Origin of the sequence: Mesorhizobium sp. M2A.F.Ca.ET.037.01.1.1, from assembly GCF_003998075.1 — a bacterium.
Taxonomy (GTDB): Bacteria; Pseudomonadota; Alphaproteobacteria; order Rhizobiales; family Rhizobiaceae; genus Mesorhizobium.
Genome location: NZ_RZSA01001487.1, coordinates 1 through 1,028, shown reverse-complemented (window position 1 = coordinate 1,028; position 1,028 = coordinate 1). Strand labels below are relative to the sequence as shown.

Genomic DNA, 1,028 nt, shown 5'->3' with positions numbered 1-1,028 from the left:
ACTTTGCCGTCTGCAACGCGACTTCGAGGTCCGCTTCGGTGTGCGCCACCTTCATGCCGCGGCCGCCGCCGCCGGCGGAGGCCTTGATGATCACCGGATAGCCGATCTCGGCCGCAACGCGCTTGGCTTCCTTCTCGTCGCTGATCGCGCCGTCGGAGCCGGGCACCACGGGAATGCCGAGACGCTTTGCCGTGCGCTTGGCCTCGATCTTGTCACCCATGATGCGGATATGGTCGCCGGAGGGGCCGATGAAGGTGATGTTGTGGGCGGCGAGGATATCGGCGAATTTGGCGTTTTCGGACAGAAAGCCGTAGCCCGGATGCACGGCGTCGGCGCCGGTGATCTCGCAGGCGGCGACGATCTGGTGGATGTTGAGGTAGCTTTCGCGCGACGGCGGCGGGCCGATGCAGACGCTCTCGTCGGCGAGCCGCACATGCATGGCGTCGGAATCCGCGGTCGAGTGGACCACCACCGTCTGGATGCCGAGCTCCTTGCAGGCGCGCAGCACCCGGAGCGCGATTTCGCCGCGATTGGCGATGAGGATCTTCTGGAACATCTCTTGGCTGTTCCTACTCGAGGACCACCAGCGGCATTCCGTACTCGACCGGCTGGGCGTCCTCGATGAGGATCGCCGTCACCGTGCCGGCGCGCGGCGAAGGAATCTGGTTCATCGTCTTCATCGCCTCGATGATGAGAAGCGTCTGGCCTTCCTTCACCTTCTGGCCGATCTCGACGAACGGCTTGGCGTCGGGCGAGGGCGCCAGATAGGCGGTGCCGACCATCGGCGAAGGCACGGCATTCTTGGACGGATCGGCAGGCGCCGCGGCGACGGCCGCTGCCGGCTGAGCCGCGGCGGCGACGGGAGCGGCGATCGCGGGCAGGGGCGCGGCAACCGCATGGACAGCCTGCGACTGGCGCGACACGCGCACCTTGAGGTCGCCGAGCTCGACCTCGATCTCCGTCAGATTGGTGTCGTTCAGGATGCCCGCCAGGTCGCGGATCAGTTGCTGGTCAACACCGTTCTTTTT

The 1,028-nt window shown here is 66.1% G+C and carries 2 protein-coding genes; both read right to left on the bottom strand.

Features of this window, described 5'->3' with window-relative positions; translation table 11 throughout:
* Positions 1-556: biotin carboxylase N-terminal domain-containing protein (locus EOA27_RS37790; protein ID WP_127258889.1), on the bottom strand; the 556-nt coding region annotated here is incomplete at its 3' end.
* Positions 557-569: 13 nt separating this feature from the next.
* The coding region (gene accB, locus EOA27_RS37785) for an acetyl-CoA carboxylase biotin carboxyl carrier protein (protein ID WP_127258887.1) at positions 570-1,028 on the bottom strand (459 nt) is incomplete at its 5' end.